The organism is Shewanella sp. JNE2 (assembly GCF_023159115.1).
Classification (GTDB): Bacteria; Pseudomonadota; Gammaproteobacteria; order Enterobacterales; family Shewanellaceae; genus Shewanella; species Shewanella putrefaciens.
Window position 1 is genome coordinate 4,260,871 of record NZ_CP096169.1, and the last position, 18,604, is coordinate 4,279,474.

At 46.9% G+C, this 18,604-nt stretch carries 14 protein-coding genes; 11 read left to right on the forward strand and 3 right to left on the reverse strand.

The features are described from left to right. Positions 1-159: 159 nt before the first annotated feature. The 3 genes from MZ182_RS18895 to MZ182_RS18905 all read left to right on the forward strand — a co-directional run bounded on the left by MZ182_RS18895 (position 160) and on the right by MZ182_RS18905 (position 3,645). On the forward strand, positions 160-1,689 hold the full coding sequence (locus MZ182_RS18895; protein WP_011920159.1) for a YifB family Mg chelatase-like AAA ATPase: 1,530 nt from the start codon (positions 160-162) through the stop codon (positions 1,687-1,689). 101 nt (positions 1,690-1,790) lie between these two features. Continuing rightward, positions 1,791-2,687, forward strand: coding sequence for an acyltransferase (locus MZ182_RS18900; RefSeq protein WP_011791014.1), 897 nt, complete (start codon positions 1,791-1,793; stop codon positions 2,685-2,687). A gap of 13 nt (positions 2,688-2,700) precedes the next feature. Further along, positions 2,701-3,645 (forward strand): acyltransferase, encoded by a 945-nt coding sequence (locus MZ182_RS18905; RefSeq protein ID WP_011791015.1) that lies wholly within the window; start codon positions 2,701-2,703, stop codon positions 3,643-3,645. 12 nt (positions 3,646-3,657) lie between these two features. Here the strand turns inward: MZ182_RS18905 and MZ182_RS18910 are convergent, their stop codons facing one another. Continuing rightward, positions 3,658-4,155: a DUF523 domain-containing protein gene (locus tag MZ182_RS18910; protein WP_248067927.1), complete on the reverse strand. Its 498-nt coding sequence runs from the start codon at positions 4,153-4,155 to the stop codon at positions 3,658-3,660. Between the two features lie 300 nt (positions 4,156-4,455). Here MZ182_RS18910 and MZ182_RS18915 point away from each other — a divergent pair, with 300 nt between their 5' ends. The 6 genes from MZ182_RS18915 to MZ182_RS18940 all read left to right on the forward strand — a co-directional run bounded on the left by MZ182_RS18915 (position 4,456) and on the right by MZ182_RS18940 (position 16,209). Further along, positions 4,456-5,223, forward strand: coding sequence for a GntR family transcriptional regulator (locus MZ182_RS18915; protein ID WP_248067925.1), 768 nt, complete (start codon positions 4,456-4,458; stop codon positions 5,221-5,223). Positions 5,224-5,275: 52 nt separating this feature from the next. Continuing rightward, positions 5,276-6,154: a methylisocitrate lyase gene (gene prpB, locus MZ182_RS18920; RefSeq protein WP_006084450.1), complete on the forward strand. Its 879-nt coding sequence runs from the start codon at positions 5,276-5,278 to the stop codon at positions 6,152-6,154. A 164-nt stretch (positions 6,155-6,318) separates the two neighbouring features. Beyond that, the gene (prpC, locus tag MZ182_RS18925; protein WP_248067923.1) at positions 6,319-7,446 is read left to right on the forward strand and encodes a 2-methylcitrate synthase; all 1,128 of its coding nucleotides are present in this window, start codon (positions 6,319-6,321) and stop codon (positions 7,444-7,446) included. A gap of 80 nt (positions 7,447-7,526) precedes the next feature. Then, positions 7,527-10,130, forward strand: a complete 2,604-nt coding sequence (gene acnD, locus MZ182_RS18930; RefSeq protein ID WP_248067921.1) for a Fe/S-dependent 2-methylisocitrate dehydratase AcnD — start codon at positions 7,527-7,529, stop codon at positions 10,128-10,130. 93 nt (positions 10,131-10,223) lie between these two features. Beyond that, positions 10,224-11,423: a 2-methylaconitate cis-trans isomerase PrpF gene (gene prpF, locus MZ182_RS18935; RefSeq protein ID WP_248067919.1), complete on the forward strand. Its 1,200-nt coding sequence runs from the start codon at positions 10,224-10,226 to the stop codon at positions 11,421-11,423. A 250-nt stretch (positions 11,424-11,673) separates the two neighbouring features. After that, the gene (locus tag MZ182_RS18940) at positions 11,674-16,209 is read left to right on the forward strand and encodes an EAL domain-containing protein (RefSeq protein WP_248067917.1); all 4,536 of its coding nucleotides are present in this window, start codon (positions 11,674-11,676) and stop codon (positions 16,207-16,209) included. A 58-nt stretch (positions 16,210-16,267) separates the two neighbouring features. On the opposite strand, the gene MZ182_RS18945 is transcribed toward MZ182_RS18940, so the two are convergent. After that, positions 16,268-17,359, reverse strand: coding sequence for a branched-chain amino acid aminotransferase (locus MZ182_RS18945; protein WP_025008190.1), 1,092 nt, complete (start codon positions 17,357-17,359; stop codon positions 16,268-16,270). A 126-nt stretch (positions 17,360-17,485) separates the two neighbouring features. Here MZ182_RS18945 and MZ182_RS18950 point away from each other — a divergent pair, with 126 nt between their 5' ends. Both MZ182_RS18950 and MZ182_RS18955 read left to right on the forward strand, forming a co-directional pair. Then, on the forward strand, positions 17,486-17,758 hold the full coding sequence (locus MZ182_RS18950; RefSeq protein WP_011791024.1) for a Rho-binding antiterminator: 273 nt from the start codon (positions 17,486-17,488) through the stop codon (positions 17,756-17,758). Positions 17,759-17,771: 13 nt separating this feature from the next. Beyond that, positions 17,772-18,113: a hypothetical protein gene (locus MZ182_RS18955; protein ID WP_011920165.1), complete on the forward strand. Its 342-nt coding sequence runs from the start codon at positions 17,772-17,774 to the stop codon at positions 18,111-18,113. A 125-nt stretch (positions 18,114-18,238) separates the two neighbouring features. On the opposite strand, the gene MZ182_RS18960 is transcribed toward MZ182_RS18955, so the two are convergent. Continuing rightward, positions 18,239-18,592, reverse strand: a complete 354-nt coding sequence (locus tag MZ182_RS18960) for a RidA family protein (protein ID WP_011791026.1) — start codon at positions 18,590-18,592, stop codon at positions 18,239-18,241. Between the last annotated feature and the right edge of the window lie 12 nt (positions 18,593-18,604).

Below are 18,604 nucleotides of genomic sequence, written 5' to 3' on the forward strand. Positions count from 1 at the left end.
GTATTCATGGGCCAAAAACCATAATGTGTTGGTTTTTGGCCTAGTGCTAAAAGATGTAATCGCTTAATGACCTCTGTATACAGAACTGATAACAAGCCATCTTACCATTTACTGCTACACTCAAATTCTGCGTAAAAAGATCAACAAAAGGATTTGTTTATGGCAATTGCCTGCGTTAACACTCGAGCCAGTTGCGGGGTTGAAGCCCCAAAAGTCACGGTTGAAGTACATCTTAGTAATGGGTTACCTGCATTTAATCTAGTGGGATTACCTGAAGCCTCGGTAAAGGAAGCCCGTGAACGAGTACGTAGCGCACTGATCAACGCAGGTTTTGAATTCCCAATGCGCAGAATTACTGTCAATCTCGCGCCGGCAGATTTGCCGAAACAAGGGGGGCGCTACGATTTACCTATCGCTGTGGGCATACTCGCGGCATCCGAACAAATCCCAGCTAACAGTTTAAAAAATTTAGAATTTGTGGGTGAACTGGCGCTTTCTGGACAGATTCGTTATTGCCAAGGGCTGCTACCTGCAATTATTGCAGCAAAACGCCAAGACAATACTTTAATTTTGCCATTGGAAAATCGTCACGATGCCGAGTTAGTTGGCTATCAAAAGGTATTTTTTGGATCGCACTTACAAAGTCTCGCGGCATTTTTACAAGGTCAAGCACCACTACCGGAACTTGATACTCATCTTGAATGGGTAAGCGAAGAACAATCCTATGATTCAAGCCAATGCTTAAGCGATGTGATAGGACAATATCAAGCCAAACAAGCACTGGAAATTGCGGCGGCAGGTAATCATAACCTTTTGATGCTGGGCCCGCCCGGAACTGGAAAAACCATGCTGGCCAGCCGCATGATGGCGCTACTCCCTGCCTTAAGTTATGAAGAAGCATTAGAAGTTGCCGCTATTCACTCCGTTGCAGGACTCGACATCAAGCCACAAGATTTTTTAAAACGCCCCTTTAGAGCGCCACACCACACAAGTTCATCAATATCCCTCGTGGGTGGAGGAAGTATTCCAAAACCCGGTGAAATCTCCCTCGCACACCGTGGCGTCTTATTTTTAGATGAAGTTGCTGAATTTCCACGTAAAGTGCTCGACTGCCTACGTGAGCCTATGGAAACAGGCGAAGTCGTCATTTCCCGCGCCGCCGCTAAACTCACGTTTTTAAGCCGTTTTCAATTAATCGCCGCCATGAATCCTAGCCCTAGCGGTGATATTGATGCAAATAACCGCGCCACTCCAGATCAAGTACAGCGGTATCTTGCAAGATTGTCGGGCCCATTTCTCGATAGATTTGATCTCACGATTGAAGTGCCAAAACTACCCGCAGGCACACTCACCCAAGCCATGGCGCCGAGCGAAACTAGCCAAGATGTCGCGAAACGAGTTAGGCGCGCAAGGGATATTCAACTGGCTCGCTCAGGAGTGCTCAACAGTGAACTTACGGGTAAACAGCTTAAACTTTTCAGTGGTCTAACTGATGCAGACCTTATCTTTTTAGAGCAGAGCGTCGTCAAACTTGGGCTTTCTGTGCGTAGCTTTCATCGTATTCAACGAGTCGCCCGCACGATTGCCGATCTAGAGCAGTCACCCAATACTGAAAGACGTCACTTGGCTCAAGCATTAGGATATCGCGCTATGGATAGGCTGCTTGCGCGTTTATCTCAGCAATATTGAACGAATAAATGTTAACAAATGCACCGACCAGCACTGGCTAAGATTGAGCCAAAGGCTGACACCGAGTAACATAGGCCTCCAATTTTTGTCAGGGGGCTCGGATGGGAACGGTGTTTTCACAGTTAAAAGGCTGCATAGCATTCTTAGGCTACGTCATTAATACGCTTTTTTGGGCTATTCCAATTGTCTTGATTAGCTTTATCAAGATTATTCCTTTTGGCCCAACCAGAACAGCCACTAGCTATGTGCTCGACTTCTGTGCCAGCGCTTGGATTAGCGTCAATGGCGTGATTGAGCGTTGCTTGCATCCCGTTAAAATAGAACTGAGTGGTGACACCGACTTTTCCACTAAAGAGTGGTATATGGTGATTGCCAACCACCAGTCTTGGGTCGATATCCTGATCCTGCAGCGGATATTTAATCGCAAAATCCCCTTTCTTAAATTTTTCCTAAAGCAGGAGCTGATTTTTGTGCCTGTGCTTGGGCTTGCTTGGTGGGCACTGGACTTTCCGTTTATGCGCCGTTATAGCACTGCGCAGCTTAAAAAAAATCCGAAGTTAAAGGGTAAAGATATTGAAATCACACGTAAAGCTTGCGCTAAATTCAAAGCAAAACCTGTCAGTGTGATGAACTTTGTCGAAGGCACGCGCTTCAGCAAAGCCAAACATAAAAAGCAAAACTCACAGTTCCAACATTTATTAAAACCCAAAGCGGGCGGCATGGCCTTCGCGCTATCGGCCATGGGAGAACAGATCCACAAGTTAGTGGATGTGGCAATCTACTACCCAGACCATGTTCCAAGTTACTGGGACTACCTGACAGGCAAAGTGCCAAAGGTTAAAGTACACATTAACGTGTCTGATATCGATCCTGCCATGCGCGGCGATTATATGAATGACCGTGATTTTAAAATTAGCTTCCAGGAACAGTTGAATCAACTCTGGCTCACCAAGGATCAAGTGATAAGCCAACTCGCTGGCCAAGTCGATAAAGAATAAGGGTTACACCAATATGTTGAATTTTCTCCCCGGTCCAGTGCTGTTTATACTCAGCCTGAGTTTGCTGATAATCAACACTGCCGTTTGGGGTTCACTTATTAGCCTTGGCGGATTGGTGAAAATTGTAATGCCAGTGCAAAGGGCACGTAATGCCGTGACCACCGTCATGAATCGTTTTATGTGGGCTTGGGCCTGCTGTAACGGCGGCATTTTGTATCTCATCGCTAAAATTGAGTGGGATGTGCAAGGGCTCGAAGGACTCGATAAAAATAGCTGGTATTTACTGATCAGCAACCACCTCAGTGGATTCGATATCGCCGCACAAACTTACGTGTTACGTAACCATATCCCGATGCTTAAGTTCTTCCTTAAAAAAGAACTCATTTATGTACCCATTATGGGGCTGGGATGTTGGGCGCTGGATATGCCATTTATGAACAGAACTAGCCCCGCAAAACTTAAAAAAAATCCAAAGCTTAAGGGCAAAGATTTAGCAACCACACGCAGAGCCTGTGAAAAGTTTAGGAATATGCCTACCTCAATTATCAACTATGTTGAAGGTAGCCGTTTTACCCAAGATAAGCGCCAGCGTCAGAATTCTCCTTATCAATATTTACTGCGCCCTAAAGCAGGCGGTATCGCTTTTACTCTCTCGGCTATGGGCGAGCAATTTACTAATCTACTAGACATGACAATCGTTTACCCAGATGCACCTGAAGATATTCTATTTGGGGTGATGAACGGCAAAGTGAACAAAATAATTTTACGGATTAATGCCCTTCCAGTACCTCAGGTTGATGCAACACGCTATTTCTCTGAGTCTGAGTACCGCGTCGAATTCCAACGCTGGTTAAACCAAGTTTGGGCGGAAAAAGATCAACAGATTCACGCTTTGCTCCACACCAACCAAAATGTGGCAGATAGTGCCACCCGCCAAAATCATACTCAAGCTAGCTAACGTCTTACGCTGCTAGCTTCTAGCTTCTAGCTCTGTAACGAATGCCGCCGCATCAGATAACTCAAATTCATTGAATACCGTTATCCCTGCGGCGCTGAGTTTTTGAGCCGTTAATCCTTGTCCCGCAATTAACTGTTTTACAAATTGACCATCGTAAATCTGCCTATTACCACAGGATGGACTGCGGGCTTTTAAAATCGCCACTTTAATCCCGTGTTGCTGCGCCAGTTTAAGCGCGAGATTGGCTCCCAGACTAAAAGCGTGGGTCACATCCTCACCTTGGGCAGTTAAGATGCGCTGTCCAATCCGCTCCGCTGGCGGTCTAGGTGTTGGCAAACCGCCTGCACATTCGGGACAAATTGCCACAATCCGCCCTTGCTCGAGCCACGTTTGCACCAGCTCGCTCTCCATCAAGTTATGGCCACCGTCGTAGCGCACCGCTTGTCCGAGTAAACAACTGCTCACTAACACTTTTTCCACTGTCATCCCCAAATGTCTCATTCCGCCCATAGCATAACGCGAAGGATAAACATGCCAAATGCATTTGGACGATTTACCCCAAAACCATCAACATCCGCAACGAGGTTGGAAGGTTAAAACCACGCTATTGTTGACAATTTAATATTTAAATATTCATAACATAAAATATTAATAACGAGATAATAAAAATAAAATGATAAAAATCAATGGCAAAAATAGAAAGCCATTGGAATATAGACTTACGTCTAAGTAAACACATTGTTGACAATCCACCAAGGGAGGGCTATTTTTTACCCATTGTCGACAATCCTATTAATAGTGATGCGCTCTATGTTGAAGCAAGACACGACGTTCGTTTCTGATGACACACATGTTTCCCACCTGCATAAGGTCAAATCGACCTCGGCAGATAAAACGTCGACCACATTAGCCGATCAAATTTTGGTGCAGATCCAAACCAGCATCATCAAGGGCGAACTGCCTGCGGGCAGCAAGATTAACGAGCAAGCACTGGCCGAAAAATACGGCATCAGCCGCGGCCCGACCCGCGAAGCACTGCAAACCTTAGAAAGACAACGTTTAGTGGTGCGTGCGCCCCATGTTGGTGCCCGCGTCGCCCAACTGACGGTGAGTGAACTTAACGATTTATATCAACTACGTAGCGTGCTTGAAGGCATGGCCTGCGAACTCGCCGCCAGCCGTATTACCCCAGAACAATTAGCCAAGCTAGAAGATCTGCTCGCAACGCAAGAAGCGGCGCTCGCCAAGGGCGATACTTACTTCCAAGAGGAAGGCGATGTCGACTTCCACTACCAAATTATTCAAGCCAGCGGTAACAAGCATCTGCAGGAAACCTTAGTCGGCGGCCTGTATCACTTGCTACGGATGTACCGCTACCAGTGCACCAATAAAAATCGCCCCGTGAAAGCGATTGCCGAGCACAGACGCATAGTCGAAGCCATTGCCCAGCGCGATGGTGAGTTGGCCAGTTTGCTGATGCGCCGCCATATCGAACAAGGGCGTAAAAATACCGAATTACGCTTAATTGAATTGCAAGCCAATGCAGCCGCAAAAGAAACCTTAGCCAACAATAGCTAAGTTCTTACGGCTCAATATGCCCACTTCCCATAAAATGGAAAAGGATAACACCATGACCCAAAGCGCAGGATTACGTTTTCGCCAAGCTCTTGCTAAGGCCAAACCGTTACAAATCGTTGGCACCACCAATGCCTATTTTGCCTTAATGGCAGAACAAACAGGCTTCCAAGCCTTGTATCTTTCGGGCGCTGGCGTTGCCAATGCTTCCTACGGTTTGCCTGACTTGGGCATGACCTCAATGAACGATGTGCTGATTGATGCAGGCCGCATCACCTCTGCCACGCAAGTACCTTTATTGGTCGATATCGATACTGGCTGGGGCGGCGCATTCAATATTGCTCGTACCATCAAAGAATTCGAAAAAATTGGCGTCGCTGCAGTGCACATGGAAGACCAAGTGTCACAAAAGCGTTGCGGCCACAGACCCAACAAAGCAGTTGTGAGCATTGAAGAAATGGTCGATCGCATTAAAGCGGCCGTCGATGCCCGTACCGATCCTAACTTTGTGATCATGGCGCGTACCGATGCGGTTGCCGTGGAAGGTTTAGAAGCGGGTATTGAACGTGCGCAAGCGTATATTGCCGCCGGCGCCGACATGATCTTCGCCGAAGCCTTAACTGAGCTAGACCAATATCGCCACTTCAAGGCTCAAGTTAAAGCACCGATTTTGGCCAACATGACTGAATTTGGTCAAACCCAATTGTTCAATAAAGAAGAACTCGCCGAGGCGGGTGCCGACATGGTGCTCTACCCACTCGGTACTTTCCGTGCAGCCAACCAAGCCGCACTGAACGTCATGCAAGCGCTGATGAATGATGGTCATCAACGCAATGTGCTAGACACTATGCAAACCCGTAAAGACTTGTATAAATACTTGGGCTACCACGCCTTTGAAGACAAGTTAGATCAACTGTTCAGCCAAGATAAATAACCGAAAAGCTGCAACCCTACAGGGTTTGGCGTTAAAGCAGATTTAGCGTTAAACAAGTTAAAAAAGTGCAGCCTTAACCAATAAATGTCGGCGAATGAGTGCTCTGAAATGAGCGTATTCATCCACCAGCAATAATCATACAGAGTTAACGGAAGGGAAGGATTATGTCAGAAGCTAAAAAACTAAGCGGTGCAGGATTACGTGGCCAGAGCGCAGGCGAAACTGCATTGAGCACAGTGGGCGTATCAGGCTCGGGCCTCACATACCGCGGTTATGATGTGAAAGATCTCGGTGAAAATGCCACCTTCGAAGAAGTCGCCTACCTTATTCTTTACGGCGATCTGCCCACTCAAGCCCAACTTGATGCCTATAAAACCAAACTCAAAGGCCTTCGCGGTCTGCCACAAGCATTAAAAGAAGTATTGGAGCGCATTCCAGCCGACACTCATCCTATGGATGTAATGCGTACTGGCTGCTCTATGCTAGGCAACTTAGAAGCCGAGCACAGCTTTAGCGAACAGAGTGAAATTACCGACCGTTTACTCGCCGCATTCCCATCGATCATCTGTTACTGGTATCGCTTTAGCCACGATGGCGTGCGTATCGATACTGAAACCGATGACGATCAAATTGGCGCGCACTTCCTGCATTTATTACACGGTAAAGCGCCGTCGGCACTGCATGCTAAAGTGATGGACGTATCGTTAATTCTTTATGCAGAACACGAATTTAACGCATCAACCTTTACCGCTCGCGTATGTGCATCCACACTGTCAGATATGCATTCGTGCGTCACTGGCGCCATTGGTTCACTGCGCGGCCCGCTGCATGGCGGCGCGAACGAAGCGGCGATGGAACTTATTCAAGACATGAAAGATGAAGCCGATGCGCGCGACATCTTAATGGGCAAACTCGAGCGTAAAGATAAGATCATGGGCTTCGGTCACGCGATTTACCGCGACAGCGATCCACGTAACGCCATCATCAAAGAATGGTCAGAAAAACTGGCGGCTGCCAACGGTGACGACCGTCTATACCGCGTATCAGTTGCCTGTGAAGCCCTGATGTGGGAACAGAAAAAACTCTTCTGTAATGCTGACTTCTTCCACGCCAGCGCTTACCACTACATGGATATTCCGACTAAGTTGTTTACGCCAATCTTCGTGTGTTCACGCGTCACAGGCTGGGCGGCGCACGTGATGGAGCAACGCTCTAACAACCGCATCATCCGCCCGAGTGCCGATTATGTGGGCGTTGCACCGCGCAAAGTGGTACCGATTGCCAACCGTTAAGCAAAATTGACCACAGTTGGCGTGAGATTTCACTCAATGTAAGTCTCGCGCCAACTTCATTTTCCGAAATGGATGATGTTATGAGCACTGCTATGAATACCCAATATCGCAAGCCCTTACCCGGCACTCAGCTCGATTACTTCGATACCCGCGAAGCCGTAGAAGCCATTCAAGCTGGCTCGTATGCCAAGCTGCCTTACACCTCGCGCGTTTTAGCTGAAAACTTAGTCCGCCGCTGCGATCCGGCCGTTTTGACCGACTCGCTAAAACAGATTATCGAATCTAAGCAAGAACTGGATTTCCCTTGGTTTCCTGCCCGCGTGGTGTGCCATGATATTTTGGGGCAAACCGCTTTAGTTGACCTTGCAGGTCTGCGTGACGCTATTGCCGCTAAGGGTGGCGATCCGGCCAAAGTGAACCCTGTTGTACCAACACAATTAATTGTGGATCACTCACTCGCTGTCGAATTTGGTGGTTTTGATAAAGACGCCTTCGCCAAAAACCGCGCCATCGAAGACAGACGCAACGAAGACAGATTCCACTTTATTGATTGGACGCAAAAAGCCTTTAAAAACATCGATGTTATCCCTCAGGGTAACGGCATCATGCACCAAATTAACTTAGAACGTATGTCGCCTGTGGTGCATTCACGCAATGGCGTGGCCTTCCCTGATACCTTAGTTGGCACCGACAGCCACACACCACACGTTGATGCACTGGGCGTTATCGCCATAGGTGTCGGCGGCTTAGAAGCCGAAAGTGTGATGCTAGGGCGCGCATCCTATATGCGTCTACCGGACATTATCGGTGTTGAGCTCACGGGCAAACCGCAGCCTGGCATTACGGCTACCGATATCGTATTAGCCTTGACCGAATTTTTACGCGCACAAAAAGTCGTGTCATCTTACTTAGAGTTCTTCGGCGAAGGAGCAGCGGCGCTGACATTAGGCGATCGCGCCACGATTTCGAATATGACACCTGAGTTTGGCGCTACTGCGGCCATGTTCTACATCGACCAGCAAACCTTAGATTATTTGACCTTAACTGGCCGCGAAGCCGAGCAAGTTAAACTGGTTGAAACCTATGCCAAAACCGCAGGTTTGTGGGCCGACAGCTTGACCGAAGTGCACTATCCACGCGTACTGCATTTTGATTTATCTTCGGTGGTGCGCACCATTGCAGGGCCATCAAACCCACATGCACGGGTGCCAACGTCAGAATTGGCTGAGCGCGGAATTAGCGGCGTAGTCGAAAACGAACCCGGCTTAATGCCCGATGGTGCTGTGATTATTGCGGCGATTACCAGCTGTACTAATACTAGTAACCCACGCAACGTGATTGCCGCAGGTCTCATTGCCCGCAACGCCAACGCTAAAGGCTTAAGCCGCAAACCTTGGGTCAAAACCTCACTCGCCCCCGGCTCAAAAGCGGTACAGTTGTATTTGGAAGAAGCCAAGCTATTGCCTGAACTTGAACAACTCGGTTTTGGGATTGTTGGGTTTGCCTGTACGACGTGTAACGGTATGAGCGGCGCGCTGGATCCTGTGATTCAAAAAGAAGTGATCGACCGCGACTTGTACGCCACCGCTGTGTTATCGGGTAACCGTAACTTTGATGGCCGTATTCATCCCTATGCTAAACAAGCCTTTTTGGCCTCACCGCCATTGGTCGTCGCCTATGCGATAGCTGGCACCATACGTTTCGATATCGAAAAGGATGTGTTGGGATTAGATAAAGACGGCAACCCCGTCAAACTTATCGATATTTGGCCATCGGATGAAGAAATCGATGCCGTGATTGCGACAAGTGTTAAACCTGAGCAGTTCCGTAAAGTGTACGAACCCATGTTCGATTTAGCCGTCGATTATGGCGAAAAAATCAGCCCGCTGTACGATTGGCGCCCGCAATCTACTTATATTCGTCGCCCCCCCTACTGGGAAGGCGCATTGGCCAGAGAGCGCACGTTAAAAGGAATGCGACCACTGGCGGTGCTGGGTGACAACATCACCACAGACCATTTATCGCCTTCTAACGCCATTATGATGGACAGCGCCGCAGGCGAATATCTGCACAAAATGGGCTTGCCGGAGGAAGACTTTAACTCCTACGCCACCCACAGGGGGGATCACTTAACTGCCCAGCGCGCCACCTTTGCCAACCCTAAGCTTAAAAACGAAATGGCGCTGGTTGATGGCAAAGTGCAACAAGGCTCACTGACGCGTATCGAGCCAGAAGGTCAAGTGACCCGTATGTGGGAAGCGATTGAAACCTATATGGAACGTAAGCAACCGCTGATCATCATTGCGGGCGCAGATTACGGCCAAGGTTCGTCCCGCGACTGGGCTGCCAAAGGCGTGCGTTTAGCGGGGGTGGAGGCCATTGTTGCCGAAGGTTTCGAGCGTATTCATCGCACTAACTTAGTCGGTATGGGCGTGCTGCCACTGGAATTTAAAGCCGGTGACAACCGTGCCACCTATGGTATAGACGGCACAGAAGTGTTCGATGTCCTCGGCACGCCAGCGCCAAGAGCAGACTTAACCGTCGTTATCACCCGTAAAAACGGTGAGCGCATCGAAGTGCCGGTGACGTGTCGTCTCGATACCGCCGAAGAAGTGTCTATCTACGAGGCAGGCGGTGTATTGCAACGCTTTGCGCAGGACTTTTTAGAATCGAATCTGAAATAACACTCGCGCTAAAAAGGCGGCGATACCCATTTAGAATCGCCGCCTTTGATACCGACGCTAACCTGTATCGCTATTCCCTATGGAGTTAATAGCATGAGTAACAATCTTTTTCCGCCCCAAATAAAAGTCGCCGCGACCTATATGCGCGGCGGCACCAGTAAAGGGGTGTTTTTCCGTCTGCAGGATTTACCTCAGGCCGCACAAGTTGCTGGCCCTGCCCGTGATGCCTTGTTACTGCGAGTGATAGGAAGTCCCGACCCTTACGGTAAGCAAATCGATGGTATGGGCGGCGCCACCTCGAGCACCAGCAAGACGGTTATTCTGTCAAAAAGCAGTCAAGCCGACCACGATGTCGATTATCTCTTTGGCCAAGTGTCTATCGACAAACCTTTTGTCGATTGGAGCGGTAACTGTGGCAACTTGACCGCAGCCGTCGGTGCCTTTGCCATCAGCAATGGCTTAATTGATACGGCCCGCATTCCACACAATGGCATCTGCACAGTGCGAATTTGGCAAGCCAACATAAGCAAAACCATTATCGCCCATGTGCCAATCACCAACGGTGAAGTGCAAGAAACCGGTGATTTTGAGCTCGATGGTGTGACCTTTCCTGCCGCCGAAGTGCAAATCGAATTTATAAACCCTGCTGCAGATGAGGATGCCAGCAGTGGCGGTGGCAACATGTTCCCTACGGGCAATCTTGTCGATGTGCTAGAAGTGCCGGGCATTGGCAGCTTTAACGCTACTATGATCAACGCGGGCATTCCCACCATTTTTATCAACGCGCAGGACTTAGGCTACACGGGCACTGAGCTACAGGATGATATTAATAGCGACAATGCTGCCCTTGCCAAATTTGAAACCATTCGCGCCTATGGCGCCGTGCGTATGAGCTTGATTTCGCATATTGATGAAGCAGTTGCACGCCAACACACGCCTAAGATCGCCTTTGTCGCTAAACCTAAAGCCTATGTGTCATCGAGCGGCAAAACCGTCAATGCCGATGAAATCGATCTACTGGTGCGCGCCTTGTCTATGGGCAAACTGCACCACGCTATGATGGGCACGGCTGCCGTTGCTATTGGTACGGCGGCGGCAATTCCCGGCACTTTAGTAAACCTCGCCGCAGGCGGTGGCGAAAAGGAAGCGGTACGCTTTGGGCATCCTTCAGGCACGCTGCGCGTGGGTGCGCAGGCCATTCAAGAAAATGGCGAATGGACAGTCGTCAAAGCCATTATGAGCCGCAGTGCTCGGGTGCTGATGGAAGGTTTTGTACGAGTACCCGCTACGTAGCTTTATATATCCTTTATATCTTAATAAAACAGTTTAACCAAAGACCTTGCTTCTCCCCCTTCCGGCAAGGTCTTTTCTTTTCCAATATCCCAAGTAACAGCACAGCAATAATTTGTTCGTCAGCTAATATGTTGGCATACCGTAAACAATGCTAAGATTCTTGGGCTAGGTAAAAACAATAATGACAACTGTGATATAGCCCAAAAATGAGTAGATAACGAAGCTAAGATCAGCACTCATTTCAAACGGGATGATAAAGGTTTTTATAGGGGTAAATTTGCGTCCATTCACCTACAAACTTGTTATATGCACTCTTTATATTTTGAGTTTATTGTGGATCCCACAAAATGGATGGGCACAGCCATTAAGTGCGGCGAATACTCAACTTAAATTTGAACATATTCGCAGTGAAGAAGGGCTAAACCAAAATACTATCACGAGTCTATTTATGGACAGTGCTGGCATGCTCTGGATTGGTACTCAAGATGGTTTACACAGCTACAATGGCCATAGTTTTAATCTTTTTATTCACTCACCGAATGATCCTACCAGCATTTCCGAAAGTTATGTGTCCGATATTATCCAAGATCCTGAAGGATATATTTGGGTGGGCACCTTTAGCCAAGGTGTTAATCGTCTCGACCTCAGCACAGGGAAATTCGAGCATTTTGGGTTAGAACAAGGACTGACAGAACCGAGAGTCACTAAGCTTAATATTGTTGGCAATACCCTATGGATTGGCACTCAATCAGGCTTATTTTCCTTATCAACAAAGACTCAACGTATAAATCAAGTCAACTTAGGTAATAGTGTTGAACCCTATATCACTAGCCTTGCCAATGTTGACAACACCTACTTATTAGCTGGTACACAAAATAGCGGGACCTTTGCTGTAAGTGCCAACACCATCACCCGTTTAAATGTGCCGCAGAATGTGACTGCCTATCAAATAAAAGCCAATTCTAAACGCTCAATTGATCTCGCCCTTGGTAACCAACTTTGGCGTTATGATCTTATCTCCCAGCAGGGTGAAGTATTATGGCAAGTCGATCCTGATATTCCTTACATTAAAGATTTTATTCAAACACCACTTGGGGTTATTTGGGCTGTAGGGCCAGAAGCCGGGCTGATCCAATTAGATCGGGAGGCCGGGCAGCTTATCGCGACATATCATAAATACGATACTAAGCGTACAAACAGCATCAGTGAAAATAATATTTTAAGCCTACTGCAAGATCCTTTCGGCAACCTCTGGCTCGGCACCAGTTACTCAGGACTTAATAAAATCAATACTCGCCGTCAGTTTTTTCAGCATCTCTATGAGTCGACTATCGAACTGCCACAGCAAAGCAACAATATTCGCTCACTGCTACGCAGCAAAGACGGTGCATTATGGATAGGAACAGACGGTGCAGGACTAAAACGCTTACCCCAAGGCAGTAACCAATATGATTATTATTCGTCATATTTTGCTAAAGCGCTCGGTTCCAGCCAGCGCCACTTAAATCTAGTTATTCGAGATATTGCCCAAGATAATCAAGACGTCCTTTGGATTGCCAGTAACTATGGACTCGGACGTTTAACACCCAGTGGTGAGTTTTCGCTGCTTAAAGTGACTCAAAATCAAGAGCACTCGGAACCAAACTATATCCGCAGTTTAGAAATTGATCACCAAGATAGACTTTGGATTGCCACTAGCCACGCACTTTACCGCAAAGCGCTAGATAAGGATGAATTCATCCCCGTATCCCTAGCGAATATCGAGAATTTTTATCCCACACAAAACTTATTATTAACCCTTAAAGCCGATAAATATGATCTTTGGATAGGCTCGCTCAATGGACTTATCAAGCTAGATATGAAAACTGAATTAGGTCAGGTTTTTTACCATCAACCTAATCATAAAAACAGTATTATTAATAACCGTATTCGGGATATTTTAGTCGCATCCAATGGGGATATTTGGTTTGCAACCCATGGTGGTATAAGTAAATGGTCTTCTACCAATGCAGATGTAGGTTTTAGCCATTACACCCGCGAACAGGGCTTACCCAGTAACACTATTTATGCGCTGCTCGAAGATCAAAACCATCACATTTGGTTTAGCAGTAATGCAGGCATTGGTAAATTAAACCCTGTAACTCACCGCATTATTAGCTTCAATGAACAGGAGGGATTGCAGTCGCTAGAGTTTAATGGCGCAGTAAAACTTAAAGATAGCGATGGTGACCTTTGGTTTGGTGGCATTAATGGTATTAATCGTTTTAACCCTCAAACTATTCCCGAGCAAAGAGGTGAAGCCAAAGTTGCATTAACAGGCTACAAGATTGCGGGGAAGCATCACACTATTTTAGATTTAAGTCGCCCACCGCCGATTGTGATGAATTACGGCGAACAATTAGTGAGTTTTGAAGTGACCTCATTAGATTTTAGTTATACGGGGAAAAACCGTTTTAGCTATTTCCTTGAAGGCTTTGATCACCAGTGGCATCAATTACCCGCGGGTAATGAGATTACATTTACCAATATTAATCCCGGTCAATATGTGCTTCATGTACGCCACTCATTGCAATATAACCGTGAAGGCTCACAAACCCTTTTAGTGAATCTAAAGGTACAAGCTCCCTTCTATAGAACCCCATTCGCCTACACCCTTTATTGCTTACTCGCTATAGGATTATTGATATGGGGACTTCATTGGCGTAAACAAAAACGCCAACAACAACGGGAGTTTGAAACCAGCATCCGAGCCTCTGAAGAAAGGCTAAAGCTCGCGCTATGGGCATCAGGCGATGGGATGTGGGACTGGAATATTAAAGAAAATAAAGTATATCGAACCAATATGGATGCATCTGTCTCACATTGGAGTAGCCACAATCTGCTGCATGAGAATATGCACCCTGAAGATAGGGAAAAATTTAAGTATGAATTGGCCGAACACCTACAGGGCCGAACCCCTTTCTTCGAAATCGAGTATCGGATTGAAGGTGCTTTTGGTAAATGGATTTGGATTTTGGACCGAGGTAAAGTCGTTGAAACTGACGCACATATGCAACCCATGCGTATGACGGGGACTAACCGCAATATAACCTCCCGTAAGCTGATTGAAAATGAACTGGTACTTTCATCCCAAGTGCTTAACAGCATGAATGAAGCCGTTGTCGTGGCTGGGTTAGATTATAAAATCCGCTCGGTGAATCCAGCATTTAGTGCTATTACAGGATATTCTGAACGTCAAATCACCGATAAATATTTAGTTCATCTGGCCTATAAACAACAACGCGAACTCTTCAATAGCATCGAGCAACAGTTACTTCGCCATAAACATTGGGTAGGCGAAATTTGGATCCACAATAAACAACGCAAAGCCATATTGGTTTGGCTTGAGATCAACCAAGTTATCGATATAAAAGGTGAAACTAGCCACTTTGTTGCGGTATTTACCGACATTACAGAGCGAAAGAAAGCCGAGCAGGATCTGCGCTTCCTTGCCAGTTTTGATACTTTGACGGGATTGCCAAACAGAACCCTCTTCCAAGACAGGCTCAATCACGCAATCACCCAAGCACATAGGGCAAATAATATCGTTGCACTGCTGTTCCTCGATCTCGATCGTTTTAAGCATATTAACGATTCTATGGGCCATCATGTGGGGGACTTATTGCTCAAAGCCGCAGCTAAGCGCCTGCAAAATGCCGTGCGAGAAGGCGATACGGTTGCCCGTCTGGGTGGCGATGAATTCACTATTATTTTGGAAGGTGTAGCCAAAACCAAAGCCGCGACACTGATTTCGGAAAAAGTGCTACGCGCCTTCCAAACACCGTTTTTATTAGAGGATAAGTCCTTAACTATCTCAACCTCGATAGGAATTAGTCTCTATCCCAATGATGCAGATAATGCGGACTCATTAATTAAATTTGCCGATACGGCTATGTATCATGCTAAGTCTTTAGGTCGAAATAATTTTCAGTTTTACACCCATAAACTTAATGAAATCGCGACTCGCCATGTGCTATTGGAAGCTGGATTAAAACAAGCCATTCATCGCAATGAGCTAAGTTTAGTCTACCAACCTAAGTTCAGTTTACGGGATGGCTCACTCACAGGGCTAGAAGCCCTATTACGTTGGCACCATACTGAACTGGGCCCGATTTCACCCGTAGAATTTATCCCGCTAGCGGAAGAAACAGGGATTATTAATCAAATTGGACATTGGGTGATTAACCATGCCTGCCAACAACTGGCTGAGTGGAATGCATTAGGTTTCAATAACATTAGCATGGCGGTTAATTTATCGGCTCGACAACTCAAAGCCGATATCATCTCCACCATTGAAGTCGCCCTCGCCGTCTCTGGACTTCCCGCTCAATCACTAGAGCTTGAACTGACCGAATCGATGATCATGGGTAACCCCCAAGATTCTGTCAGTATTTTGTCTAAACTCAAGGCGCTGGGATTAACTATCGCGATTGATGATTTTGGGACTGGATATTCAAGCCTAAGCTATCTAAAACGCTTCCCGATAGACACGTTAAAAATTGATCGAGAATTTGTCAGAGATATCATCAACGATCCCGACGATGCAGCGATCACCAGTGCCATCATTGCCTTAGCACACAGTCTAGAACTTAATGTGGTTGCCGAAGGCGTAGAAACCCAAGCACAGCTAAACTTTTTAGGGCTACAGGGTTGCGATGAGGTACAAGGTTTCCTCCTCAGTAAACCTCTCAGTGCTAAAGACTGCTTAACATTATTAGGTAATCAATCTAAACAACTGATGCAATAAACCGAGTCGCACAATAAAAAGGCTCCATTATAGGAGCCTGTTTTATATCAATATAAATTTAAGGTGCGATTCGCTCTACACGCTTTACCCAACCTTCAGGCCCTTTGATATGGCCTTTTTGGATATCGGTATAGAGTTTGTAGATGCGCTGAATATGCTCACCCACTTCGCCATTACCGACAGTGACAACACGACCATCTTCAAAAATATAGGAACCTACGGCTGAAACCACAGCCGCCGTTCCAAAACCACCCGCCTCGATAATTTCACCAGATTCAATATCAGCGATAAATTTATCAAGCATGACAGTCTCTTGGCGCACTTCACAACCGAGCATCCCACCTAATTCCATAATCGATTGCGAGGTAATGGATTTTAAGATGGTATCGGTGAAGGTCGGAATAATCACAGTGCCATCTTTGAGGATATGGAAGTGGTTCATCGCGCCCGCTTCTTCAATCTGTTGATTGGTCGAGTCAAGATATAACACTTGTGATGCACCAAACTGCGCCGCCGCTTTACCCGCTCGCAAAGAGGCAGCATAGTTACCCGCCGCCTTCGATGCGCCAGTTCCACCCGATACCGCACGGTGATAGGTCTTGCTGATCAGCAAACGAATACCTTTATTCACGCCAGCAGCATAGTAAGCACCGCTAGGGCTTAATACCACACAGAAGGTATAACGAGAACTCGGACTAACAGACAAACGATCTTCGGTCGCAAAAATAAAGGGGCGAATGTACAAACAGGCACCTTCTTGCATCGGGAACCAGAGACGATCCACATCGATCAACGCATTGATCGCATCGATTTGCATCTGCTCTTCAATATTAGGGATACAGACGATATCGGCGGAGCGATTCATCCGCTCGGCGTTTTTATTGATACGGAAAGTATAAATCTCGCCATCTTCATGCATAAAGGCCTTCGCGCCTTCGAAGATTGACTGACCATAGTGTAATGCCATTGCACCCGGCGCCATTTCAAATGGACCATAGGGCACAATTCGCGGATCACGCCATTCACCATCGCGGTAATCCATTAAAAACATATGATCGGTTCTGAGGCTACCGAAGCCCACATTCCCCTCGGGCTTGAATTGCTCAGTACGGCGCTCGGACGCAGGTTTTAAATTGTAAGTTATTTCCATCGCATACCACCTTGATTACTGAACAAGCAGACTAGGGAGCGATAGGAATAAAGTCAAGGGGGCTAAAGCCAATGACAAGTATTTTTGCCACAATAGGGGCGAGCTTCAGTCAGATGAGATAAGCCAATGTCAGATTATAAGATGATCCCCTGTGAGCACTATGATTACCTCGAACTCGCCTGCCTGCGCGGCTATCAACTTAAGATAGAGTTGATTGATGGCACGCAATGCCAAGGCCAAGCCATCACCACGCAGACAAGGGCAGACAAAACTGAGTGGCTTATCATCCAAGAGCAACAAACGAGACAATCCGTTAGACTCGACCAGATAACCGCCATCACGCCCCTTGATCCTAATGCTGAATTTGGCAGGGTATTGATTGCGACTAAACAACCTTAACTAAGAGGATGACATGGCAAAAATGATTTTAGCTGTTGATATTGGTCACTGGACTGGTGGGCATAACGGTCAATATCCCCATCTCATTGAGTTTACTATGGCGCACCTAAATAGGCCCTTTCATGTCAGCGAAGGTTGGGGACATGGCTTAGGTGGCGCGGCTTACTCACTCGCACAATTTGTCGAAACGCCTTATTACCTCAAACTCAAAACCGAGGCTCCTTGGGCGTTTGCCATTATCGAACAGAATTTAGCGCAACAGAATATTGATGCGATCGCCGCAGCACTCTCAATGCGATATGCGGATCATCCACCCCTTGTCCCTGCTCATTTAATGGAGTACTTATTGGGCTAACAAAATGTAAGCTTAGATAAAGAGTGTATAGAGGATTAAGATTCACCGAGTCATTACACTCGGTGACAGGATGCTAAATAAGGATCGAAGCCGTTTATAAATTGGGTGAAAAAGTTGTTTCCCGCTTAAACCGCCACCGCTGCAATCACAGAGACTTCGACCAAATATTCCGGCTCGGCAATCGCTGCCTGTACACAGGCACGGGCAGGCGCATGACCCTTAGGCACCCAAGCATCCCAAACGGCATTCATTGCATCATAATCGCCCATATCTTTCAGATAAATTGTCGCTGATAGCAAATGCTCACGGGAACTCCCCGCCTGCGCTAACAAGGTATCGACCTCCTCAAGCATAGTAACGGTTTGTTCGGTGATATTTTGATACTTGTCCTTCGCCACTTGACCACACAGATACACAGTACCTTGATGGATCACTATGCTACTCATTCGGGTACCAACATCTAAACGGGTAATGCTCATATGGATAATCTC

What these genes read in the sequence shown, in the direction of transcription:
- MZ182_RS18950 (WP_011791024.1), top strand. Translation starts at nt 17,486, where the DNA reads ATGTCAGATTATAAGATGATCCCCTGTGAGCACTATGATTACCTCGAA.
- prpB (WP_006084450.1), top strand. Translation starts at nt 5,276, where the DNA reads ATGACCCAAAGCGCAGGATTACGTTTTCGCCAAGCTCTTGCTAAGGCC.
- MZ182_RS18895 (WP_011920159.1), top strand. Translation starts at nt 160, where the DNA reads ATGGCAATTGCCTGCGTTAACACTCGAGCCAGTTGCGGGGTTGAAGCC.
- MZ182_RS18960 (WP_011791026.1), bottom strand. Translation starts at nt 18,592, where the DNA reads ATGAGCATTACCCGTTTAGATGTTGGTACCCGAATGAGTAGCATAGTG.
- MZ182_RS18940 (WP_248067917.1), top strand. Translation starts at nt 11,674, where the DNA reads ATGATAAAGGTTTTTATAGGGGTAAATTTGCGTCCATTCACCTACAAA.
- prpC (WP_248067923.1), top strand. Translation starts at nt 6,319, where the DNA reads ATGTCAGAAGCTAAAAAACTAAGCGGTGCAGGATTACGTGGCCAGAGC.
- MZ182_RS18915 (WP_248067925.1), top strand. Translation starts at nt 4,456, where the DNA reads ATGTTGAAGCAAGACACGACGTTCGTTTCTGATGACACACATGTTTCC.
- MZ182_RS18900 (WP_011791014.1), top strand. Translation starts at nt 1,791, where the DNA reads ATGGGAACGGTGTTTTCACAGTTAAAAGGCTGCATAGCATTCTTAGGC.
- MZ182_RS18945 (WP_025008190.1), bottom strand. Translation starts at nt 17,359, where the DNA reads ATGGAAATAACTTACAATTTAAAACCTGCGTCCGAGCGCCGTACTGAG.
- acnD (WP_248067921.1), top strand. Translation starts at nt 7,527, where the DNA reads ATGAGCACTGCTATGAATACCCAATATCGCAAGCCCTTACCCGGCACT.
- MZ182_RS18955 (WP_011920165.1), top strand. Translation starts at nt 17,772, where the DNA reads ATGGCAAAAATGATTTTAGCTGTTGATATTGGTCACTGGACTGGTGGG.
- prpF (WP_248067919.1), top strand. Translation starts at nt 10,224, where the DNA reads ATGAGTAACAATCTTTTTCCGCCCCAAATAAAAGTCGCCGCGACCTAT.
- MZ182_RS18910 (WP_248067927.1), bottom strand. Translation starts at nt 4,155, where the DNA reads ATGGGCGGAATGAGACATTTGGGGATGACAGTGGAAAAAGTGTTAGTG.
- MZ182_RS18905 (WP_011791015.1), top strand. Translation starts at nt 2,701, where the DNA reads ATGTTGAATTTTCTCCCCGGTCCAGTGCTGTTTATACTCAGCCTGAGT.